This is a genomic window from Streptomyces phaeoluteigriseus (genome assembly GCF_001896135.2).
Lineage (GTDB): Bacteria > Actinomycetota > Actinomycetes > Streptomycetales > Streptomycetaceae > Streptomyces > Streptomyces phaeoluteigriseus.
On sequence record NZ_MPOH02000011.1, the window covers coordinates 529,671 to 550,489 of the forward strand.

Here is a 20,819-nt window from a genome sequence, read left to right on the forward strand (position 1 = left end):
CGCGCTCCGGGGCTCAGGCGCAGAACGCGGTCCGTACCCAGGTGGCCGCCGCGCTGCCGACCTGGCGGTGCTGGTCGGCGAGCACGAGGCCCGGGTGCGCGCCCATCCGAAGGACGCCCGCTCCTGGGCGGTCCTCGGCACGGCCTACGTCGAGCAGGGCCGCCGCACCGCCGACACGGCCGCGCACTATCCGAAGGCCGAACGGGCGCTGCGGACCTCCCTGTCGGTGCGTCCCGCGCGCAACCCCGAGGCACTGGTCGGTCTGGCCGCCCTAGCCAACGCCCGCCGCGACTTCCCGGCCGCGCGGTCCTGGGGCGAGGCCGCGCGCAAGGCGGCCCCCGAGCGCTGGACGGCGTATCCGCAGCTGATCGACGCCTACACCGGGCTCGGCGAGCACAAGAAGGCGAAGGCCGCCCTGGACCGGCTGCTGGAACTGCGCTCGGGTCCCGCGGTGCTGGCGCGGGCGGCGGCCGTCTACCGGGACCGGGGCTGGCGCGAGGACGCCGCTGCGGCGCTGTCGGACGCGGCGGCCGGAGCGGCCTCCCCCGCCGAACGGGCGGCGTACCTGGAGCGGGCCGGGCAGCTCGCCTGGGAGCGCGGCGACCGGGAGGCCGCACTGCGCCACTTCCAGGAGGCGGTGCGGCTCGACCCCGACCAGCGGGCCGCGCAGGCCGGGCAGGGGCGGGCGCTGGCGGCGCTGGGCCGCACCTCGGAGGCGCTCGGCGCGTACCGGGTGGCCCTCGCCGAGCAGCCGCTGCCGCAGTACGCGCTGGAGCTGGGCGAGCTGTACGAGTCGCTGGGGATGGCCCAGGCCGCGCGGGTGCAGTACGACCTGCTGCGCGAGCGGGTCCGGCGGGAGGCGGCCGGCGGGGTGGACGGGGAGCTGCTGCTGGGCCGGTTCGAGGCCGACCACGGGGATCCGGTGGCGGCGGTGCGGCGGCTGCGCGCGGAGTGGCGGCGCCAGCCGGGGATCGAGGTGGCGGACGCCCTGGGCTGGGCCCTGCACCGGAGCGGGCGGCACGAGGAGGGGTTGCGGTACGCCGTGATCGCCACCGACCGGGCGCACGACGGTACGGTGCGCAGCGCGCCCTACATGTACCACCGGGGCATGATCGAGCGGCAGTTGAGGCGGGAAGGGGCCGCGCGGCGGCACCTGGAGGAGGCGCTGCGGATCAACCCGTACTTCTCCCCGCTGCACGCGCGGACGGCCCGCTCGGCGCTGGTGGCACTGGGCGAGCCGTCGGTGGCGAAGGTGCCGGAGTTCTCCTGACCGGTTGCCGCGAGCGGCTTCGGCGAGCGGCTTCTAGAGGTTGCCGCGCTTGGCCTGCTCGCGCTCGATCGCCTCGAAGAGGGCCTTGAAGTTGCCCTTGCCGAAGCCCATGGAACCGTGGCGTTCGATGAGTTCGAAGAAGACGGTCGGGCGGTCCTGGACCGGCTTGGTGAAGATCTGGAGCAGGTAGCCGTCCTCGTCGCGGTCGGCGAGGATCTTCAGCTCACGCAGGGTGTCGACGGGCACGCGGGTGTCGCCGACCCACTCGCCGAGGGTGTCGTAGTACGAGTCGGGGGTGTCGAGGAACTGGACGCCGGCGGCACGCATGGTGCGGACCGTCTGGACGATGTCGTTGGTGTTGAGGGCGATGTGCTGGACGCCCGCACCACCGTAGAACTCCAGGTACTCGTCGATCTGCGACTTCTTCTTCGCGACGGCGGGCTCGTTGATCGGGAACTTGACCTTGAGCGTGCCGTCGGCGACGACCTTCGACATGAGGGCGCTGTACTCGGTGGCGATGTCGTCGCCCACGAACTCCTTCATGTTGGTGAAGCCCATGACGTCGTTGTAGAAACCGACCCACTCGTTCATCCGGCCGAGTTCGACGTTGCCGACGCAGTGGTCGATCGCCTGGAAGGTGCGGTGGGCGGGCGGCTCGACCATCGGGCTCGCGGCCACGTAGCCGGGCAGATAGGGGCCGTCGTAGCCGCCGCGCTCGACGAGGGTGTGGCGGGTCTCGCCGTAGGTGGCGATGGCGGCCAGCACCACCGTGCCGTGCTCGTCCTTCAGCTCGTACGGCTCGGCGACCGAGCGGGCGCCGTGCTCCAGGGCGTAGGCGTACGCGGCGCGCGCGTCCGGGACCTCGATGGCGAGGTCGACGACGCCGTCGCCGTGCTCGGCCACGTGCTGGGCGAGGAAGTGGCCCCAGGTGGTGGCGGGCTTGATCACCGAGGTGAGCACGAAGCGGGCGGAGCCGTTCTCCAGGACGTAGGCGGCGGTCTCGCGGCTGCCGTTCTCCGGTCCGGAGTAGGCGACCAGCTTCATGCCGAAGGCGGTGGAGTAGTAGTGCGCCGCCTGCTTGGCGTTGCCCACGGCGAAGACGACCGCGTCCATTCCCTTGACCGGGAAGGGATCGGCCTGCCGGGCGGTGTCGGGAGTGTGGTGTGTGGTCTGCGTCATGTCCGAAGCCTCGCCCCGGCCCGCAAGGTGCGCAATAGTTCGACGTACCACTGGTCAGACTGTTCAGTGGTACGGCGGTTACGGCGGCGTTTCTGTACAGGGTGACCATCTCGGAGGCGGGCGTGGCGATCGATCATCTGGACGGCCGGATCCTCGTGCTGCTGGCACGGGAGCCGCGGATCGGCGTGCTGGAGATGTCCCGGCGGCTGGGGGTCGCCCGGGGGACCGCGCAAGCGCGGCTGGACCGGCTTCAGTCGAATGGAGTCATCCGCGGATTCGGTCCGCAGGTGGACCCGGCGGCGCTCGGCTACCCGGTCACCGCGTTCGCCACGCTCCAGATCCGGCAGGGCCAAGGGGCCGACGTTCGGGCCCACTTGACGACCGTGCCGGAGGTGCTGGAGCTGCACACCACGACCGGGACCGGGGACATGCTGTGCCGCCTGGTGGCCCGCTCCAACGCCGATCTCCAGCGGGTCATCGACCGGGTCGTCGGTTTTGATGGCATTGTCCGGGCCTCCACCGCGATCGTGATGGAGAACCCCGTTCCGCTGCGGATCATCCCGCTGGTGGAACAGGCGGCGGACACACGGGAAGGGCCGGGCACAGCGACGGGGTGAGGACGTGTGAGCTTCTGGGAGTACCTGGGCAACCGGCACCAGCAGTTGCTCACCGACGCCTACCAGCACGCCAGCGCCGTGTTCCAGTGCATGGTCCTGGCGACCCTGATCGGCGTGCTGCTCGGGGTCGTCACCTACCGCAGCGACTGGGCGGGGAACCTCGCCACCACGGCCACCTCCACCATCCTCACGATCCCCTCCCTCGCCATGATCGGTCTGCTGATCCCGGTGGTGGGCCTGGGCGTGCCGCCGACGGTGATCGCGCTGACGCTGTACGGGCTGCTGCCGATCGTGCGGAACTCCATCGTGGGCCTGCGGGGCGTCGACCCTTCGCTGGTGGACGCGGCCAAGGGCATCGGGATGTCCAGGCCGATGCGGCTGGCACGGGTCGAGCTGCCGCTGGCCTGGCCGCCGATCCTGACCGGCATCCGGGTCTCCACGCAGATGCTGATGGGCATCGCGGCCATCGCCGCCTACGCCTCCGGGCCCGGCCTCGGCAACGAGATCTTCCGCGGCCTCGCCTCCCTGGGCAGCAAGAACGCGCTCAACCAGGTCCTGTCGGGCACCCTCGGGATCATCGTGCTGGCCCTGCTGTTCGACGCCGCGTACGTCCTCGTCGGACGGCTGACCATTCCGAGGGGGATCCGTGTCTGAGTCCCATGGCGCCGCGATCGAGCTGGAGAACCTCACCAAGCGCTACCCGGGCAGCGCGAGCCCCGCCGTGGACAACGTGAACATGGAGATCAAGGCGGGCGAGATCGTCATCCTCGTCGGGCCGTCCGGCTGCGGGAAGTCGACGACGCTGAAGATGATCAACCGGCTGATCGAGCCGAGCGGCGGCCGCATCCGCATCGGCGGCGAGGACGTCACCGACATCGACCCGGTGAAGCTGCGCCGCAAGGTCGGCTACGCGATCCAGTCCTCGGGGCTGTTCCCGCACATGACGGTCGCGCAGAACATCGCGCTGGTGCCCGGGATGATCGGCTGGCCCAAGGGCCGGATCAAGGACCGGGTGGAGGAGATGCTCGACCTGGTCGGGCTGGACCCCGGGGAGTTCCACAACCGGTATCCGCGCCAGTTGTCCGGCGGTCAGCAGCAGCGGGTCGGCGTGGCGCGGGCGCTGGCCGCGGATCCGCCGGTGCTGCTGATGGACGAGCCGTTCGGCGCCGTGGACCCGATCACCCGCGACCACCTCCAGGACGAGCTGATCCGGCTCCAGCACGAGCTGCACAAGACGATCGTGTTCGTCACCCATGACTTCGACGAGGCGATCAAGCTGGGCGACCGGATCGCGGTGCTGCGCGAGCGCTCGCACATCGCCCAGTTCGACACCCCGGAGGCGATCCTGACCAACCCGGCGGACGACTTCGTGTCCGGGTTCGTGGGCGCCGGTGCGGCCCTGAAGCGGCTCAACCTCACGCGCGTAAGGGATGTGGAGGTCACCGAGTACCCGACGGTGAGCGTCGACGATCCGCTCCAGACCATCTTCAACCGGATCCGTTCCAGCGGGACGAACGAGATCCTGCTCCTCGACAAGCGCGGCCGGCCCTACAAGTGGCTGCGGCGCGGCGACCTGATGCGGGCCAAGGGCTCGCTGGCCCGCGCGGGCACGCTGGTCACGGACACGGTGACCCGGGACGCGACCCTGCGGGACGCCCTGGAGGCGGTGCTCACCGACAACACCGGGCGGGTCGCGGTCACCGGGCGGCGCGGCGAGTACACCGGGGTCGTCGACATGGAGACCCTGATGAACTCGGTGCACGAACTGCTGGAGGCCGACCGGCTGGAGGCGCTGGAGGCCCAGCACGAACTGGAGGAGGCCCGGGCCGCGCAGACGCACGCGGAACAGGAGGGCCCCGCCGGGGAGGCGAAGGCATGAGCATCCCCGGCCTGGACGACCGGCCCGACGACCGGCTGGACGAGGAGGAGGCGCCCCCGGCTGCGCCGTCCGCTCCCCCGCGCCGCCGCATCGGCTGGCAGAAGCTGACCCTCGTGCCCGTGTTCCTGGTCGCGATGCTGCTCGCCACCTGGCTGTGGTTCGCGCAGACGGACCTGGACTCGCTCTCCGAGAACGCGCTGTCCGGCGGGCAGGTGTCCAAGGCGCTGTGGCAGCACGTCGAACTGACGGTGATCTCCACCTTCTTCGTGCTGATCATCGCGATCCCGCTGGGCATCCTGCTGACCCGGCCCGCCTTCCGCAAGGCCACCCCGGTCGCGATGACCGTCGCCAACATGGGTCAGGCGACCCCCGCGATCGGCCTGCTCGCGCTGCTGGTGATCTGGCTCGGCATCGGCCGCAGGGCGGCCCTCGTCGGGATCATCGCCTACGCCGTCCTGCCGGTGCTCTCCAACACCATCGCGGGCCTGAAGGCGAACGACCCGACCCTGCTGGAGGCCGCCCGCGGGATCGGCATGTCCCCGCTCGGGGTGCTCACCCGCGTGGAGCTGCCGCTGGCGGTCCCGCTCATCCTGGCGGGCGTCCGTACGGCGCTCGTCCTGAACGTCGGCACGGCGACCCTGGCGACCTTCGGCGGGGGCGGCGGCCTGGGCGTGCTGATCACCGCCGGCATCACCAACCAGCGCATGCCGGTCCTGGTGCTGGGCTCCGTCCTGACCGTGGCCCTGGCCCTGCTGGTCGACTGGCTGGCCTCGCTGGCCGAGGTGCTGCTGCGGCCACGTGGCCTGGAGGTGGGGCAGTGAGAAGGATGCCGTTCTGTCTCGCGGGCGTGCTGCTGCTGGCCTCCGGCTGCGGCCTGACCAGTGGCTCCCCCATGGTCGACGACGTCTCCCCCGGCTCGATCGGACAGGGCGAGCCGCTCCGGGGCGCCCAGCTCACCGTGACGTCCAAGTCGTTCACGGAGAACCTCATCCTCGGCGCGATGATGGGCATCGCCTTCCAGGCGGCGGGCGCGGAGGTCCTGGACCGTACCGGCATCCAGGGTTCCATCGGCGGTCGCGAGGCGATCCGCAAGGGCGACGCCGACGCCATGTACGAGTACACGGGCACCGCCTGGATCACGTACCAGGGCAACGCCGAGCCCGTCACCGACCCGCGCAAGCAGTGGGAGGCGGTGCGCGACGCGGACGTGCGCAACGGGGTGACCTGGCTGCCGCAGTCCCGGCTGAACAACACCTACGCGCTGGCGATGAACCGGGCCAACTACAGGAGGTACGGCACGAAGACGCTGTCGGAGGTGGCCGAGCTGTCCCGGTCCGACCCCGAGGCCGTCACGCTGTGCGTGGAGAGCGAGTTCGCCAACCGCGCGGACGGTCTGCCGGGCATGCAGAAGGCGTACGGCATGGAGGTGCCGGCGAACCGGATCACCCAGATGGACACCGGGATCATCTACACCCAGGCGGCCAAGGGCAGTTGCACCTACGGCGAGGTCTTCACCACCGACGGCCGCATCAAGTCCATGGACCTGGTCGTGATGGCCGACGACAAGAAGTTCTTCCCCAACTACAACGCCGCCCCCGTGATCAACACCGAGACCTTCGAGAAGTGGCCGGCCATCGCCGAGGTCATCGACCCGGTCACGGCGAAACTCGACAACGCGGTGGCCCAGGAACTGAACGCCAAGGTGGACGTCGAGGGCGAGGACCCGCATCAGGTCGCCCTGGACTGGATGAAAGCGGAGGGGTTCGTGAAGTGAAGGGGCGCCTTCCGTTCTGTGGCGGATTTCGTGGGGAATCTGTGACTGGTCTGCACGATTTTTGACCGACACCGCACGCCGAGCTTTCAGAACTGACCGAAAATCGACGCTCCGTCCCGCCCGCCGCACCGACCGGGCAACGGCCTCACGGCAGTTGACGCCCGCGGTCGACCGCCGCGCGGGAAGGACATCGGGAGGAAAACCCCATCTCGCGGCTACCACGGTGCCCGTTTCCAGCAGCGGCTTTGCGACGAAACCGGATCCCCGGCGGGCAGGGCGAGCAGTGAGATCACCACTCCCCGCGCGATGACTAGCATGAGCCGGTATCCGGATCGGAAAATCACATCTTTCTTCCTTCCGGGCGTGCGGCCGTCGTGTCGGTCGATCCGTTCTTCCTGCTCTCGAGGACCGAGGAACCGCGGAATGCCTCTGCCTGCACCACACAGTCAGCGTCGGTCAGCTCCACTCGCCCCCACCTCGTCGGCCGTACCCGTGACCGTGCTGCTGCTGAGCGCCGCGGCCGCGGGTACGGCCGCCGTGACGGCCCCCGCCGCCGCCCGCACCTGGACGGTGGTCACGGCCGTGGCCGCCTGGTGCTGCGTGGCGGCCACCGTCCTCGTCTGCGGCCTGCTGCTCCGGCGGGCCCGCCGGACCGCCGCCGCGACGGACGCCGAAGTCGCCCGGCTGACCGCGCAGTCGGCACAGCGGTCGGCCGAGTCGGCGCACATGGTGAACGTCACCGTGCCCGCCCTCGTGAACCGCCTGCGGGACGGGGCGCGGGCGAAGGACGCCCTGCAACAGGTGACGCTGCCCTCCGACGCCCAACTGCGCCGGACCATGGAGTCCTTCGGCTCCGCCCTGGAGCAGGTCGTGCAGTACGCGGCGGCCACGGACGCCGAACGGCTGCGCGCCCGGGAGGAACTGGCGCAGGTCACCGAAGAGGTGGCAGAGGTGACGCGGACGGTCCTGCCCGACATGGTCGGCCGGCTGCAGGAGGGAAACTCGGCCGACACCGTGCTGGCCGGGTGGGAGTGGCCCTCCTCCTCCCTGCTGCGGGCCCCCGTCGAGGCGTTCGTACGGGAACTCGCCCGCAGCGAGCGGCGGGCCGCCACCGCGCAGGCCGCCTCCGCGAAGGCGCTGAGCCGGGTCCAGGCCAAGACCGTGAGCATGCTCGCCGACCTGCGCGAGATGCAGGAGCGGCACGGCGAGGAGATCTTCGGCGACCTGCTGAAACTGGATCACAGCACCTCCCAGCTGGGCCTGATGACCGACCGGCTGGCGCTCCTCATGGGCGGCCGGTCCAGCCGCGCCTGGAACAAGCCGATCGTGATGGAGAGCATCCTGCGCGGCGCGGTCGGCCGGATCGCGGCGTACCAGCGCGTACGGCTGCACTGTTCGACGAACGCCGCGATCTCCGGGTTCGCCGCGGAAGGCGTGATGCACCTGATCGCCGAACTCATGGACAACGCCGCCAACTTCTCGCCGCCCATCGACGAGGTGCACGTGTACGTCGACGAGCACAGCGCCGGGCTCGTCGTCACGATCGAGGACAGCGGCCTGAAGATGGCGGACGCGGCGATGCGGCACGCCGAGGAGGCCGTGGCGGGGCACATGACCGACCTCGCCTCGCTGCCGGGCACCCGGCTCGGTCTGGCCGTGGTCGGTGGACTGGCCGTCAAGTACGGCATCAGCGTCAACTACCGTCCCTCGTCCCGCGGCGGCACCGGCGTCGTCGTCCTGCTGCCCCGGCAGCTTCTCGCCCAGCGGCGCGACGCCGCGCCTCAGGAGAGGCCGCACCGGCCCGCCGCGACGACGCCCGCGTCCGGGTCCGCGCGGGCCGCGACGGGCTCCGAGCGACCGACGACAGGGGCAACGGCCATGCCGGGCGAGGCGTCCCGGACGGGCGAGGCGTCCCGGACGGGTAAGGCCTCCGGGACGGGCGGACCGCCCGCTCCCGCCGTGCGACCGGCCGCCGCCGTCCTTCCGTCGGCCTCGACTCCGGCCCCGGCCGCGCCGCGGGCCGCGGCTTCGCCGCCCACCTCGTCGGAGGTCCGCGGTCGTGACGCGTCCAGTCGTCCGGCGGCGGCCACGCCGAACGGTCTGCCCGTGCGCGCCCCCGGCCGCACGATGGCCGAGGCCGAGCAGGAACGGCAGCAGCGCAGGGCGGCGGCCGACTCCCCCACGCCGGGCGGCGCACCGGGGCCGACACCTCCCGCCGCACGCGACGCGGGCACCCGCTTCGGGGCCTTCCACAGCGGGCGCACCTCAGCCGGCGAAGCCGGCCCGTCCGGCACCGGCACCCGACCCGAACCGCCGGCCGCCCGGTAACCCACGTCCTTCCCCTCCGGCGCCGAAGCCATGGCGCCCTCTTCCCGCTTCAGCTCGTGAGATTGGAGAACGGGCCGGTGACGGGGCTCCCGGGCCCCACCGTCCCCACACCTACCATGCAGACCACCGACAACAGCCTCACCTGGCTTCTGCAGGGCCTTCTGGAGCGCGTTCCCGGCGCCCGGCACGCCCTGGTCCTGTCCCGGGACGGCCTGAAGCTGTGCTGGACCGAACACCTGGCACTCGACCAGGCGGACCAGCTGGCAGCCATCTGCTCGGGCATGCAGGCCCTCGCCCAGGGCGCGTCCGTCGAGTTCGGCGACGGGACCGGTGGTGTCCGCCACTCCATGACCGAGTTCCACGGCGGTCAGCTCTTCATCGTGCAGGCGGGCGACGGCGCGCACCTGGCGCTCCTCGGCGAGGAGAGCGCCGACCCCGGAGTGGTGGGTCACCAGATGACCGAGCTGGTCGAGCAGATCGGTGAGCACCTGCGTGCCGAGCCCCGCGGGGGCGCGCAGGGGAGCACATCGTCGTGACACGTCGGCCCGTGGACACCGGCGACCCCGACCGGCTCTACACGATCACGGGCGGGCGCAGCCGCGCGGACGACGCGTTCGACTTGGTGACCCTGATCGTCAGCGAGAGCGCGCCCACCTCCGGAATGCAGTCGGAGCACACGCGGATCCTGGATCTGTGTCGGCATCCGACGGCCGTCGTGGAGGTCGCCGCGGAGATGAGACTGCCGATCACGGTGGTGCGCATCCTCCTCGGCGACCTGCTCGCCATGGGCCGTATCACCGCCCGTCACCCCCCCGCGCCGCGGTCCCTCGCCGCGCTCCCCGACTCCGCCCTTCTCAAGGAGGTGCTGCATGGGCTCCGCAATCTCTGAAACCCCTGAGACCTCTGACCTGCCTTCCCTGCGTACGCCCCTGTCCGATGCCGCCGAGACAGGCCTGAAGATCGTCGTCGTGGGCGGCTTCGGCGTCGGCAAGACGACCCTGGTCCGCTCGGTCAGCGAGATCCGGCCGCTCAACACCGAGGAGGTGATGACGCAGGCGGGGGTCGGCGTCGACGAGACGCGGCAGGTGGCCGCGAAGACCACCACGACGGTCGCCTTCGACTTCGGCCGGATCAGCCTCAACACGCGCATGGTGCTGTACCTGTTCGGCGCGCCGGGCCAGGAGCGGTTCTGGTTCCTGTGGGACCGGCTCTTCTCCGGCACCCTCGGCGCGGTCGTCCTGGTCGACACGCGCCGGATGGACGAGTCCTGGTACGCGATAGACCGGCTGGAGCACCACAGGACGCCGTTCGTGGTGGCCGTCAACCGGTTCGACGACGAACCCGACCGGTACTCCCTCGACGAGATCCGCCAGGCGCTCGCCCTGCCCGCGCACGTACCGCTCGTCGACTGCGACGCGCGGGTCCGGTCGTCGGGCAAGGACGTACTGATCACCCTCGTGGACCACCTCTACGAACTGGCCATGGCCCAGGAGATGACACCGTGACCGACACCGGATCCCGTCTCCCGCACGCGCCCGGCCCGGGGTGCCCCGCGCACGCGGGCGCCGTGCGGCTGGGCGGTCTGGAGTACCAGCAGACACCGGCGCAGCTGTACCGCACCCTGCGCCAGGAGCACGGCGCGGTGGCACCTGTGCTGCTCGACGGGGACATCCCCGCCTGGCTGGTCCTCGGTTACGCCGAGGTCGCCTACGTGACCGGTCACGACGAGCTGTTCGCCCGCGACTCACGGCGCTGGAACCAGTGGGAGAACATCCCCGCGGACTGGCCGCTGCTGCCGTTCGTCGGGTACCAGCCCTCGGTGCTGTTCACCGAGGGCGAGGAGCACCGGCGGCGGGCCGGGGTCATCACCGAGGCGCTGGAGGGCGTCGACCAGTTCCAGCTGTCGCGCGACTGCCGGCAGCTCGCCGACCGGCTCATCGCGTCGTTCGCCGGCAGCGGCCGGGCCGAGCTGATGAGCATGTACGCGCACGCGCTGCCGATGCGCGCCGCGGTCCAGATGTGCGGGATGCCGCACACGGGTGAGGCCACCGTGCAGCTCGTCGAGGACCTGCGGATCTCCCTGGACGCCGCGGAGGGCGACGACCCGGTGGCCGCGTACACGCGCGTGGGCGAGCGGATCCGGCAGCTGGTCGAGGAGAAGCGGGAGCGTCGGCCGGACGTCACCTCGCGCATGCTGCTGCACCCGGCCGGACTGACCGACGAGGAGGTCGTGCAGGACCTGATCTCCGTCATCGCCGCGGCGCAGCAGCCGACCGCCAACTGGATCTGCAACACACTGCGGCTGCTGCTCACCGACGAGCGGTTCGCCGTCAGCGTGTCGGGGGGCAGGCTCAGCGTGGGCGAGGCGCTCAACGAGGTCCTCTGGCTCGACACCCCGACCCAGAACTTCATCGGCCGCTGGGCCGTGCGCGACACCCAGCTCGGCGGACGGCTGATCCGGGCGGGCGACTGCCTGGTGCTGGGGCTCGCCGCGGCCAACACCGATCCGCAGATCTGGCCCGATTCGTTCGCCGGGGCGGAGAGTTCCGCGCACCTGTCGTTCAGCAGCGGGGAGCACCGGTGCCCCTATCCGGCGCCGCTGCTGGCCGACGTCATCGCGCGGACCGCGGTGGAGACCCTGCTGGAACGCCTGCCCGACCTGGTCCTCGCGGTGGAGCCGGAGCAGCTCACCTGGCGCCCGTCCGTCTGGATGCGGGGCCTGCACTCGTTGCCGGTGGAGTTCACCCCGGTGGTGCGGTAGCGGGGCGGGGGCGGCGGGGACCCGCCGCCCCCGGCTCCCGTGCGGCCCGGGGTCCGAAGTCAGCCGGCGACGGGGGTGAAGCGCACGGGCAGCGTCTGCGGTCCCCGCGTGAAGATGCCCTGTTCCACGAGTTCGGCGCCGTCGGCGAGGCGCAGGTCCGGCATGGCGTCGAGGAGCTGGCCGACACCGATCTCGACCTCGGCCTTCGCGAGCAGGGCACCGACGCAGAAGTGGCGGCCGAGCGCGAAGGAGAGGTGGTCGGCGGCGGCCGAGAAGGCGGTGGTCGTGGTCAGGTCGTCACGGAAGATGTCGAACCGGTCCGGCTCCCGGTAGCGGGCCTCGTCCCGGTTGGCGGCGCCGATCAGACAGGTGACCGTGGCGCCGGCCGGTACGACACCGGAGCTGAGCGTTACCTCGGCGGCCGACTGCCGCATGATCATGTGCACGGGGGGCGTGTAGCGCAGCGTCTCGGCGAAGGCGCGAGCGATGAGGCCGCGGTCCTCCCGGACGGCCGCCAACTGCTCGGGGTGCCGCAGCAGGTTGGCGAAGATGCCCGCGATCGCCTTGTCGGTGGTCTCGCCGCCCGCGGCGAGCAGCAGGCTGCAGAAGGCCTTGATGTCCTCGTCGCTCATCCGCACGCCGTCGACCTCGGCCGCGCACAGCGTCGACAGCAGGTCGTCGCCGAGGTCGTCGCGGCGCTCCCGGATGATCGGCACCATGTACTCGGCGAACTCCACCCGGGTGCGCTCCCCCGCCGCGGCCACCTCGGGGTCGCCCGAGAGGTTGCCGAGGAAGGCGATGACCGACGTGTACCAGCGGTGGAACCGGGCGTGGTCGGCCTTGTCCAGGCCCAACATGTCCGCGATCACGTTGACGGGGAAACGGGTCGCGTAGTCGGCCACCAGGTCGGCGGAGCCGGTGGACCGGAAGACGTCGATCAGCTCACGGGAGTTGCGTTCGATCACCGGCAGGAACTTCTCCTGCAGGTCGCTGCCGCGGAAGGCGGGGGCGACGAGGGCCCGCCGCACCGCGTGCTCCCGTCCGCTGAGCTGGAGGATCGTCCTGCCGTGCACGGGCTCGATCTGCCAGGTGTAGTTGTCGGTGGTGAACTCGCCGCCCTTGTCCTTGAAGACGCGCTCCACGTCCTCGTAGCGGGAGATCACGTAGCTCTGCGTGGGTTCGTGCCAGAAGAGGGGGGCGCTCTCACGCATCAGACGATAGGCCCGATAAGGATCCGCAGCGAACTCGGGCGACAGGATGTCGGGGACCTGCTGAGCGGTGGGCATGGAGCTCCCTGAGATCGGTAACGGGCCTACCGAACAAGGCTATTGATCATCCGGCGGGCGGAACAGTCCGTCCCGGCCGACTGTTCAACGATGGACGATCCTTGGCCGAAAAGCGCTCCCGCCCCTGTCCTAGCAGTTCGGCACCGAACCCGGGTCCTTCTCCAGCTTGACGAGGGAGTCGACGGCGCCCTCGAGCGTGGTCACCGGGATCAGGCGCAGTCCCTCGGGCAGCTCGGACTCGGCGTCGGAGCACTCCGCCTTCGGCACCAGGAACACGGTCGCGCCGTCCCGGCGGGCGGCCTGCGTCTTCAGGGCCACCCCGCCGACCGCGCCGATCTCGCCGTCCGCGTCGATGGTCCCGGTACCGGCGATCGTACGACCGCCGGTGAGATCGCCTCCGCTGCCGTCGCCGTCGAGCCGGTCGATGATCCCCAGGGAGAACAGCAGGCCCGCGCTGGGGCCGCCGACGTCGGCGAGTTCCAGCGTGACCTCGATGCCGTCGTCGGTGCGGTCGAGGTATCTCAGGGCGGCCTCGGTCGCGATGTCCTGGGACTCCTCCATCTGCTCGGTGTTGTACCGCTCGATCTCCTTCGTGCTGTCCCCGGCGGGGTAGACGGAGTCACGCGGCATGACGGCCTGGTCGGTACGGAACCAGCCGTCGATCACATCGCCCAGGGTGATGTCCGCGTCCGGGCTGGTCGCCTCGATGGTCGTCATCCGCAGCTGCCCGGTCGTGTCACGCGTCGGCGCGCCGGAGATCGTGATGACGGGCGTGCCCTTGTTCTCCCCCAGCACGTTCGCCGTCATCCCCGGCTGCGCCACCGAGAACGGCAACGGCGCCAACCCCACGGTGGCGAACAACGCCACCAGCGGAAGCGCACAGACGGCAAGGGCCTGGGGACGTGTGAGGCGTGAGAGCACGGGGTCAATCTAACGCGCCCCCCGACGCCCCCGGCCGCGGGCCCGCGCCCGCGGCTGCCCGCCGCCCGGGTCGACAGCCGAGCGTGCGCGGGGTGGGCGCGGGCGGCACCCCCGCGAGCGCCGGGCCGCGCGCCCCGCCCTCCGCGACCACCTCCGCGGCCAAGCCGGTACCGTCGTCGGCCCACCTCTCCGCGACCGCCCCCGCAGCCAAGCCGGTACCGTCGTCGACATGCAGGGCCGCGTCGGCCAGACGGGCCCGAACCACGGCCGCAGCCTCGGATCCCGGCCACGCGGGTGGTCGCGGCGGACGCCGGGCAGGACTACCGGCGACTGCGCACCGGCCCTCTCACCGCGGCCGAGCGGCCGAGCGGCCGACCCCACGCCAACCCCGGCCCACTCCTCACACCACGCCCACCGCAAGACCCGCGACCCGCACGGCCAAGCGGTCAGCGCAACGCCTCCGCCACCTCCCGCGCCGCGTCCATCACCCGCTGCCCCACCCGTTCCGGCACCGCGTCGGCCAGCATCACCACACCCACGCTGCCCTCCACCCCCGTCACGCCCAGCAGTGGCGCCGCGGCGCCACTCGCACCGGCCTCGAGTTCGCCGTGGGTGAGGGTGTATCCGGGCTCCCCGGAAGCCGTCCGCTGGCGGGCGGAGAGGATCGCCTTGCCCGCCGCACCCCGGTCCAGCGGGTGCCGGAAACCGGCCCGGTAGGCCACGTGATAGTCGGTCCACGTCGGCTCGACGACGGCGACGGCCAACGCCTCCGCCCCGTCGACGAGGGTCAGGTGCGCGGTCGCCCCGATGTCCTCGGCCAGCGACCGCAGCGCCGGCAGCGCGGCCTCGCGGACCAGCGGGTGCACCTGCCGCCCCAGCCTCAGCACCCCGAGTCCGACCCGGGCTCGTCCGCCCAGGTCACGTCGTACGAGTGCGTGCTGCTCCAATGTGGCGAGCAACCGGTACACAACGGTCCGGTTCACGCCCAGTTTGTTGGAAAGCTCGGTGACGGTCAGCCCGTGGTCCGTATCGGCCAGCAGTTTGAGGACCCTCAGTCCCCTGTCGAGCGTCTGGGAGGTCTCCGCGGTCACGACGCCCACTCCTTAGGTGGTGAGGTCGGCGGCCCTCGCAGCGGCGGATGCGTCACCGAGTCCCGTCGGCGACGCGCGGCAGAGGCCGCCGATCGGCGGAGGGGTCCGGCGTGTCCGGACCCGGTCGCTGCACGGCTGCGCTCCGCGGCGGCGCTGCCACGGGGCGTGTGCGTAGCGGGACAGTAGCGAAGCAGGTTCGCTGAGCGGAAGGCTCCGTCCAGAATCCGGTCACTGGCCGGTATGGACTACCTGTGTTTGCCCCGATACGTACGGTGCGCGACCGACGCCGTGCGCCCCACCGGCGGGACGGTGGACGCCCCTGGGGCGTCACTTCATCCGGGTCGCCCACTCCTGCACCTTGGCGATGCGCTGCCGCAGCTGCCCCGCCGTGGCCTCCGCGCTCGGCGGCCCGCCGCACACGCGGCGCAGCTCGGTGTGGATGACCCCGTGCGGCTTGCCGCTCTGATGGACGTACGCGCCGACCATCGTGTTGAGCTGCTTGCGCAGCTCCATCAGCTCCTTGTGGGAGACGACCGGCCGCCGCTCGGCCGGCAGCTCCAGCAGGTCGGCCTCCCCGTCCGGCTTCTTGCGGCTGTGCGCGATCTGCTTGGCCTGCCGCTTCTGGAGGAGCAGCTGCACCTGCTCGGGCTCCAGAAGGCCGGGGATGCCGAGGTAGTCCTGCTCCTCCTCGCTGCCCGGGTGGGCCTGCATGCCGAACTCGGCGCCGTTGTACATGACCCGGTCGAAGACGGCGTCGGACTCCAGCGCCTCGAAGGGCAGCATGTCCTGGTCGCCGGTGTCCTCGTCCTGCTGCTTCTCGGCCTCCTGGAGGAGCTTCTCCTCCTCGGCGTACGGGTCCTCCTCGCCGTCCTTCTTGGGCTTGTCGAGGACGTGGTCTCGCTCGCGCTCCATCTCGTTGGCGAAGCCGAGGAGGTCGGGCACGGTCGGCAGGAACACCGACGCGGTCTCGCCGCGCCGCCGCGACCGCACGAAACGGCCGACGGCCTGCGCGAAGAAGAGCGGGGTGGAGATGGTGGTGGCGTAGACGCCGACCGCGAGGCGCGGCACGTCGACGCCTTCCGACACCATCCGCACCGCGACCATCCACCGGTCGTTGCTCGCGCTGAACTCGTCGATCCGGTTCGACGCGCCGGCGTCGTCGGACAGGACGAGGGTCGCCCTGGACCCGGTGATCTCCCGGATCAGCTTGGCGTAGGCGCGGGCCGATTCCTGGTCGGAGGCGATGACCAGGGCGCCCGCGTCCGGGATGGCCTTGCGGACCTCGGTGAGGCGCTGGTCGGCGGCGCGCAGCACGCTCGGCATCCACTCGCCGCGCGCGTCGAGCGCCGTACGCCAGGCCTGGCTGATCGCGTCCTTCGTCATCGGCTCGCCGAGCCGTGCGGCGATCTCGTCGCCGGCCTTCGTGCGCCAGCGCATGTTGCCGCTGTAGGAGAGGAAGATGACGGGCCGCACGACGTTGTCCGCGAGGGCGGAGCCGTAGCCGTACGTGTAGTCGGCGGACGAACGCCGGATGCCGTCGTTGCCCTCCTCGTACGTCACGAAGGGGATCGGGTTGGTGTCGGAGCGGAACGGCGTACCGGTGAGCGCGAGCCGCCGGGTGGCCGGCTCGAACGCCTCCAGGCAGGCCTCGCCCCAGGACTTGGAGTCACCGGCGTGGTGGATCTCGTCGAGGATGACGAGGGTCTTGCGCTGCTCGGCGCGGTTGCGGTGCAGCATCGGCCGCACGCCGACGCCCGCGTACGTCACGGCCACGCCCTGGTAGTCCTTGCTGAGCGGCCCCGCGCTGTACTCGGGGTCCAGCCGGATGCCTATCCTCGCGGCCGCCTCCGCCCACTGCTTCTTCAGGTGCTCGGTGGGCGCGACCACGGTCACCTGCTGCACGACGTGGTGGTGCAGCAGCCAGGAGGCGAGGGTCAGCGCGAACGTCGTCTTCCCGGCGCCGGGGGTGGCCACGGCGAGGAAGTCGCGCGGCTGCTCCTGGAGGTACTTCTCCATCGCCCCCTGCTGCCAGGCGCGCAGCTTGCTGGCGGTACCCCAGGGGGCCGGCCGGGGAAGGCGGGAGAGAGGTGGTGGGAGGTGGAGGCGGCGGTGGTAGTCACGGTCTCCGGTTCGTGGGTCGTTCGGTTCGTGGGGCGCTCGGCGTGGCCCGTTCGGCTTCGTGGGCCGTTCGGCACGCCGCGTATGACAACCGGGCCACCCTACCGGCGGTCCCCGGCCGCCACCGTGCGAACGACGCCGGGTCGGCCCCGGGTGGGACTCACGTCACAGCCGTACCGTCGCTCACGCTCTGTCGCAGCCGTGTCGTCACCCATGCCCCCACCAGGGCCACGGCCGCCATCGGCAGGAACACGGCGGCGAAGGCGGCCGGATGGGAGCCGCCGGAGGCGTCGGTGGCCGCGTGCGACACGGTCCCGCCGCCGAGCGCCGCGAAGGCGGCACCGCCCGCGGCCAGCAGCAGTACGTTGGACAGGCCGTCGGAGATCTGGAGGGCCGCCGAGTTGGAACCGGCCTCCTCGGGGGCGGACAGCTGGAGCAGAAGCACGCTCGTGGAGGAGATCACCAGGCCCATCCCGAAGCAGCCGAAAGCCCAGGCGACGGCCACCGTCCAGGCGGGCACGGCGTCGATCAGGACGCTCGGCGCGGCGGCGATCGCCGCGGCCACCAGGATCATCCCGCCGGTCGTCAGCCGGTCCCGGTACGGCTCCACGCGGGGCCGGGACTGCACCCAGGAGCCCAGCGCCCAGGTCACCCCGCCGGCCGCGAGGGAGAAGCCGGCGAGGGTGGGGCTGAGGCCGCGCTGGGTGACCAGCATCAGCGGCACGAAGGACTCGGCGGCGATGAACGACCCCGCGGCCACCCCGCGCAGCAGCACCACCGAGGGCAGGCCGCGGGCCGCCCGCCAGGTGCCGCGCGGGAGCAGGCCGAGGACGGCCGGCACCAGCAGGGCGACGCCCGCGGCGGCGGGCAGGAGGGACAGCGGGCGCAGGTCCTGGGCGGCGTACTGGAGCAGTGCCGCGCCGAGCGAGATGCCGAGGGCGAGGCGGATGCGGCGCCGGTCGGAGGAGGCGCTCGCGGTGCCGTCGACGGGGCCCGCGGCCAGTCGCCGTATCTGCGGCAGCGCGAGGGCGAGCGGGAAGAGGACCAGCGCGGGGATGCCGAGGAACACCCACCGCCAGCCGACGTGCTCCGTCACCGCGCCGGACGCCAGCGGTCCCACGACCGACGGCACGACCCAGCTCGCCGCGAACGCCGCCATGATCGCGGGCCGCAGCCGCTCCGGATAGGCCCGCCCCACGACGACGTACAGCGCGACGATCACCAGTCCGCCGCCCAGCCCCTGCACGGCCCGCCCGAGGATGAACAGCCACATGACCCCCGCGGTCCCCGCCAGCAGAAGCCCTGCGGCGAAGGTGGCGATCCCGCAGGTCAGCGCCCCGAGCGGGCCTCGTCGGTCGGACCACTGACCGGCCAGCACCATGCCGAACAGGCTGGTCGTGAAGTACCCCGAGAACGCGAAGGCGTACAGGGACAGCCCGTCCAGCTCCCGCGCCGCGACCGGCATCGCCGTCCCCACGGCGGTCGCCTCGAAGGCGATCAGCAGCACGACGGACACGATGCCGATGCTCAGGGCCCGGAAGTCCCGCCCGAGCACGCCCTCCTCAGGTCGGGGCGAGCTGGACTTCCCGGGTGCGTCCGCGACACCGGTGTCGCGAGGTTCATGGGCGGCCATGCCCGCCAGGGTAAGGCCCGCAACCGACATTGACCCCTGTCGAGAGGCGGGACCGGCCCTCATCCCTTGGTCCTACGCCGACCCGTCCGTGCCTTGGCCCTAGCCAAGCCGTCCATGCCTTGGTCCTACGCCGACCCGTCCGTGAACGGCACATGGCAGTCGCGTTGCAGCCCCCGGCCTTCCCTTGAACCCCGCGGTTTCGGGGCCCTACGGTCATGACCAGGCGGTTCACGGAAGAACCGTCCGTCACACACGGCCGTGTGCCCGAGTGGTTCAGGGGCTCGCCTGCAAAGCGAGTTACGTGGGTTCGAATCCCGCCACGGCCTCTAGCGGCCTGACGAGGTAAAACGAAAGGGCGGCACCCCGGAGGGGTGCCGCCCTTTCGGTCGTCCATCTCAGTTCCCGTCTCAGTTGACCGAGCCGCCCGCCACCGCCACGACCCACTACAGACAGCTCAGCGACACTGCCAGGCGCCCGGCCGCTGGGCAGACTAGCTGGCCTCGCCCTTTCATGAAACGGGCTGTCCGGCAGGCGGTCAGGTAAGCGAAAAGTGCCTCTGACCAGCGAGAATGAGGATTTTTGAGGTCCTTGTTCCCGCCCCTGTCGGAGGCACTTTCCAGGTAAAGCGGCCTACCGGGTCCTACCCCCATGTCCGTGTCCGGGACGACGGCCGGGCCGTGGTCTCGCAGGCCGGTTCGGTCCTGCTGGTCGAAACGGCCCGCAAGACCGGTCGAACGGGCCATATCCGCAGCGCTTGCCCCCTGGCGCAAACCGCTGGCCGTCCACGACCCGGGCAAGGTCCTCCTGGACCTCGCCCTGGCGGTCGCGCTCGGCGGAGACTGCCTCGCCGACATCGCACTGCCGCGGTCCGAATCGACCGTGTCCGGACCGGCGGCTGCCGACCCGACAGTCTCCCGCCTGATCGACGCCCTGGCCACCGCCGACGAGACGGTGCTGACCGCGATCCGACGCGACATTCGGGCCGCTGGCATGCCCGCTATCAGCCCCCGGAAGCGAAACGTCCACCGACTCCGTCGGCGGACCGTCATGCAAGATCGAGGCTAGAGAGACGGGAGCATCTTCCTCTGCGCACACACCAAGCACGAAGGGTTACCACTGTGACCACGTTCTTAGAAATCCATTCGATTAAGTAGCGCAATCGAACATGCCTACGGGCACTCGGCAAGCAGTTCAGTTCTCTTGCGGCGAGAGCGACCGGCATGTAAGAGTGACACTTACGGTAAAGATTAGCGTCTAATCACCTACAGAATACTGTCGAAGACGGAAGCAACGGGGGTGGGCCGTGGCTAGCAGCGACCCAGGGGGAAATTCAAGCGTCGGTCCGGGGCCAGACAACGGGCAGCGTTTTCGAGATTATCTAAACATTACAATTGCCGCTATCGTCGGCGTGGCAGGAATTATCGCTACCGTCATTTACGCCAATCAAGATGCCGAAGATGGATCGAAGGACCGACCCTCCCCTACAGTTTCAAGCACAGCAACTTCACTGACGCCGACGCGCAGCCCCTCCTCATCCCCCGCGGAGAGGCCGACGCCTTCGGAACCAACAAACCCGAGATCCTCAAACGCTGGTACAGAAAGCAAGTACTCCACCATCGAGGTACCCCAGCAGCACTACTTAGATGTTCGCAAGTCCACCATCGACACAACACCGGATGCGGACAAAGATTTTCTGTTCTTTGGCGGATGGATACAACGGCCGCGAACGGACACTGGCGAGTGGGTTGCGATTGGAGTCATCAACGACACGGACCTCCCTCATTGCGCCACGAAGTCAGCGCGGATGACCGGGGAAACAATGAGCTTGACCTGGGTTCGAAACGAGCAAAGTATCTGCGTTCTCGACGAGAGCGGCAAATGGGCCGTCCTTAAAATATTGCATCTTGACGTGGAGGTCCCGGCCGTGTCGTCAGTGGAATTTCGCATCGCCTTTCCAGTTGG

Annotated in this window: 15 protein-coding genes, 1 tRNA gene and 3 pseudogenes; 13 read left to right on the top strand and 6 right to left on the bottom strand. The window is 70.9% G+C overall.

The annotated features are described in order from the left end of the window. Positions 1 to 1,270 (top strand): annotated as a pseudogene (locus BM536_RS13530) (tetratricopeptide repeat protein); the annotation flags it as partial. 33 nt (positions 1,271 to 1,303) lie between these two features. On the opposite strand, the gene hppD reads toward BM536_RS13530, so the two are convergent. Next, a complete protein-coding gene (hppD, locus tag BM536_RS13535) occupies positions 1,304 to 2,449 on the bottom strand; it encodes a 4-hydroxyphenylpyruvate dioxygenase (protein WP_073495777.1) in 1,146 nt (381 codons plus the stop codon). A 122-nt stretch (positions 2,450 to 2,571) separates the two neighbouring features. Here hppD and BM536_RS13540 point away from each other — a divergent pair, with 122 nt between their 5' ends. The 10 genes from BM536_RS13540 (at position 2,572) to BM536_RS13585 (ending at position 11,808) form a co-directional block, all read left to right on the top strand. After that, the gene (locus tag BM536_RS13540; RefSeq protein WP_170109923.1) at positions 2,572 to 3,066 is read left to right on the top strand and encodes an Lrp/AsnC family transcriptional regulator; all 495 of its coding nucleotides are present in this window, start codon (positions 2,572 to 2,574) and stop codon (positions 3,064 to 3,066) included. Positions 3,067 to 3,072: 6 nt separating this feature from the next. Continuing rightward, positions 3,073 to 3,720 (top strand): ABC transporter permease, encoded by a 648-nt coding sequence (locus BM536_RS13545; protein WP_073495773.1) that lies wholly within the window; start codon positions 3,073 to 3,075, stop codon positions 3,718 to 3,720. Then, positions 3,713 to 4,945, top strand: a complete 1,233-nt coding sequence (locus tag BM536_RS13550; protein ID WP_073495771.1) for a betaine/proline/choline family ABC transporter ATP-binding protein — start codon at positions 3,713 to 3,715, stop codon at positions 4,943 to 4,945. Before BM536_RS13545 ends, BM536_RS13550 begins: the two co-directional genes overlap by 8 nt. Continuing rightward, the gene (locus BM536_RS13555) at positions 4,942 to 5,766 is read left to right on the top strand and encodes an ABC transporter permease (protein ID WP_073495769.1); all 825 of its coding nucleotides are present in this window, start codon (positions 4,942 to 4,944) and stop codon (positions 5,764 to 5,766) included. The genes BM536_RS13550 and BM536_RS13555 overlap by 4 nt, the downstream gene beginning before the upstream one ends. 5 nt (positions 5,767 to 5,771) lie before the next feature. Beyond that, the gene (locus tag BM536_RS13560) at positions 5,772 to 6,719 is read left to right on the top strand and encodes a glycine betaine ABC transporter substrate-binding protein (protein ID WP_073495767.1); all 948 of its coding nucleotides are present in this window, start codon (positions 5,772 to 5,774) and stop codon (positions 6,717 to 6,719) included. 423 nt (positions 6,720 to 7,142) lie between these two features. Continuing rightward, the gene (locus BM536_RS13565; RefSeq protein WP_094102971.1) at positions 7,143 to 9,047 is read left to right on the top strand and encodes a sensor histidine kinase; all 1,905 of its coding nucleotides are present in this window, start codon (positions 7,143 to 7,145) and stop codon (positions 9,045 to 9,047) included. A 116-nt stretch (positions 9,048 to 9,163) separates the two neighbouring features. Further along, positions 9,164 to 9,583 carry a roadblock/LC7 domain-containing protein gene (locus BM536_RS13570; protein WP_211362872.1) on the top strand — a complete coding sequence of 140 codons (420 nt, stop codon included), beginning with the start codon at positions 9,164 to 9,166 and terminating at the stop codon, positions 9,581 to 9,583. Beyond that, positions 9,580 to 9,936: a DUF742 domain-containing protein gene (locus BM536_RS13575; RefSeq protein ID WP_073495759.1), complete on the top strand. Its 357-nt coding sequence runs from the start codon at positions 9,580 to 9,582 to the stop codon at positions 9,934 to 9,936. The genes BM536_RS13570 and BM536_RS13575 overlap by 4 nt, the downstream gene beginning before the upstream one ends. Next, complete coding sequence (locus BM536_RS13580; protein ID WP_073495757.1) at positions 9,917 to 10,552, top strand: GTP-binding protein; 636 nt, start codon at positions 9,917 to 9,919, stop codon at positions 10,550 to 10,552. Before BM536_RS13575 ends, BM536_RS13580 begins: the two co-directional genes overlap by 20 nt. Further along, positions 10,549 to 11,808, top strand: a complete 1,260-nt coding sequence (locus tag BM536_RS13585) for a cytochrome P450 (RefSeq protein ID WP_073495756.1) — start codon at positions 10,549 to 10,551, stop codon at positions 11,806 to 11,808. The genes BM536_RS13580 and BM536_RS13585 overlap by 4 nt, the downstream gene beginning before the upstream one ends. Positions 11,809 to 11,867: 59 nt before the next feature. Here the strand turns inward: BM536_RS13585 and BM536_RS13590 are convergent, their stop codons facing one another. The 5 genes and pseudogenes from BM536_RS13590 to BM536_RS13615 form a co-directional block, all read right to left on the bottom strand. Further along, complete coding sequence (locus BM536_RS13590) at positions 11,868 to 13,094, bottom strand: cytochrome P450 (RefSeq protein ID WP_073495755.1); 1,227 nt, start codon at positions 13,092 to 13,094, stop codon at positions 11,868 to 11,870. A 129-nt stretch (positions 13,095 to 13,223) separates the two neighbouring features. After that, positions 13,224 to 14,015, bottom strand: coding sequence for a S16 family serine protease (locus BM536_RS13595; RefSeq protein WP_073495753.1), 792 nt, complete (start codon positions 14,013 to 14,015; stop codon positions 13,224 to 13,226). 446 nt (positions 14,016 to 14,461) lie between these two features. Continuing rightward, on the bottom strand, positions 14,462 to 15,106 hold the full coding sequence (locus tag BM536_RS13605; RefSeq protein WP_073495779.1) for an IclR family transcriptional regulator: 645 nt from the start codon (positions 15,104 to 15,106) through the stop codon (positions 14,462 to 14,464). A 327-nt stretch (positions 15,107 to 15,433) separates the two neighbouring features. Further along, positions 15,434 to 17,226: pseudogene (locus BM536_RS13610) on the bottom strand (DEAD/DEAH box helicase). A 158-nt stretch (positions 17,227 to 17,384) separates the two neighbouring features. Then, positions 17,385 to 18,857 carry an MFS transporter gene (locus tag BM536_RS13615; RefSeq protein ID WP_094102973.1) on the bottom strand — a complete coding sequence of 491 codons (1,473 nt, stop codon included), beginning with the start codon at positions 18,855 to 18,857 and terminating at the stop codon, positions 17,385 to 17,387. A gap of 254 nt (positions 18,858 to 19,111) precedes the next feature. Between BM536_RS13615 and BM536_RS13620 the strand changes: the two genes are divergently transcribed. Together BM536_RS13620 and BM536_RS13625 are read left to right on the top strand one after the other, a co-directional pair. After that, positions 19,112 to 19,183 (top strand) — tRNA-Cys (locus tag BM536_RS13620). Positions 19,184 to 19,426: 243 nt separating this feature from the next. After that, positions 19,427 to 19,826, top strand: a pseudogene (locus tag BM536_RS13625) (transposase); the annotation flags it as partial. Between the last annotated feature and the right edge of the window lie 993 nt (positions 19,827 to 20,819).

Coding starts and splice junctions, on each gene's coding strand:
- BM536_RS13555 (WP_073495769.1), top strand. CDS start 4,942: ATGAGCATCCCCGGCCTGGACGACCGGCCCGACGACCGGCTGGACGAG.
- BM536_RS13580 (WP_073495757.1), top strand. CDS start 9,917: ATGGGCTCCGCAATCTCTGAAACCCCTGAGACCTCTGACCTGCCTTCC.
- BM536_RS13615 (WP_094102973.1), bottom strand. CDS start 18,857: ATGGCCGCCCATGAACCTCGCGACACCGGTGTCGCGGACGCACCCGGG.
- BM536_RS13590 (WP_073495755.1), bottom strand. CDS start 13,094: ATGCCCACCGCTCAGCAGGTCCCCGACATCCTGTCGCCCGAGTTCGCT.
- hppD (WP_073495777.1), bottom strand. CDS start 2,449: ATGACGCAGACCACACACCACACTCCCGACACCGCCCGGCAGGCCGAT.
- BM536_RS13560 (WP_073495767.1), top strand. CDS start 5,772: ATGCCGTTCTGTCTCGCGGGCGTGCTGCTGCTGGCCTCCGGCTGCGGC.
- BM536_RS13570 (WP_211362872.1), top strand. CDS start 9,164: ATGCAGACCACCGACAACAGCCTCACCTGGCTTCTGCAGGGCCTTCTG.
- BM536_RS13565 (WP_094102971.1), top strand. CDS start 7,143: ATGCCTCTGCCTGCACCACACAGTCAGCGTCGGTCAGCTCCACTCGCC.